The organism is Elstera litoralis (assembly GCF_000963705.1).
GTDB lineage: Bacteria > Pseudomonadota > Alphaproteobacteria > Elsterales > Elsteraceae > Elstera > Elstera litoralis.
This window is the reverse complement of sequence record NZ_LAJY01000918.1, coordinates 1-1,006: the sequence shown is the minus strand read 5'-3', so window position 1 is coordinate 1,006 and position 1,006 is coordinate 1. Positions and strand designations below refer to the sequence as shown.

Below are 1,006 nucleotides of genomic sequence, written 5' to 3'. Positions count from 1 at the left end.
CATCCATCGACCGACGCTTCCTTCTTCGCAGGGGGCCGTTGTTTCGCGCTCCAAAAACCGCGTTCGAGGCGACAAATCCGTGACCGTAATACGACGGTTTAATGAAATTCGCCAACCGTCAAAAACATGTCATCAGCGGCTGGCAGAAAGGGGGGAATGATAAGAACGAAGTGCGTGCCAAAAACATGGATGCAGAAGTTAACGTTACCCAATATCGGGCCATTTGGATTTCCGACATACATCTCGGCACGCGCGGATGTAAAGCTGATGCTTTGTTGGATTTTTTGAAGTTTACCGAGTCGGATTACCTCTATCTCGTGGGCGATATTGTCGATGGCTGGCGCCTGAAGCGCACTTGGTTTTGGGCACAAAGCCATAATGACGTAGTGCAAAAGCTGCTGCGCAAGGCCCGCAAGGGCACCAAAGTCATCTACGTTCCCGGCAATCACGATGAAGCGTTGCGCGATTATTGCGATATGGAGTTTGGCGGCATCACCGTGCTCGATGAGGCGGTGCACGTAACGGCCACCGGCAAGCGGCTGCTGGTCATCCACGGCGATCAGTTCGATGGCGTCATTCGCTACGCCAAATGGCTCGCGTACTTAGGCGACTGGGCCTATAATGTCGTTCTGGCCGCGAACCATTGGTTCAATGCCGCCCGCCACAAGCTCGGCTTCTCTTATTGGTCGCTGTCGCAATATCTAAAGCAGCGCGTGAAGAACGCGGTCGAATATATTTCGAATTTCGAAGATGCGCTGGCTGAAGAAGCCAAGCGCCGTAATTTCGATGGCATCGTTTGCGGTCATATCCATCACGCCGAAATGCGCGATATTCAAGGCGTTCTCTACTGTAACGATGGCGATTGGGTGGAAAGCTGCACGGCCCTCGTGGAGCATTTCGACGGTCGCCTAGAAATCCTGCACTGGGCCGAAATCCGTCAGCTCTTCGGTTGGCACCCTGCGCGCCAACCCGTCGCTTCCACCGCTAACATATTGGCCCGATAACC

At 53.9% G+C, this 1,006-nt stretch carries 1 protein-coding gene; it reads left to right on the top strand.

Annotated elements, in window-relative coordinates:
• The first annotated feature begins 185 nt into the window (after positions 1 to 185).
• Complete coding sequence (locus VZ95_RS20725; protein WP_045777553.1) at positions 186 to 1,004, top strand: UDP-2,3-diacylglucosamine diphosphatase; 819 nt, start codon at positions 186 to 188, stop codon at positions 1,002 to 1,004.
• Positions 1,005 to 1,006 lie beyond the last annotated feature (2 nt).

Coding starts and splice junctions, on each gene's coding strand:
- VZ95_RS20725 (WP_045777553.1), top strand. CDS start 186: ATGGATGCAGAAGTTAACGTTACCCAATATCGGGCCATTTGGATTTCC.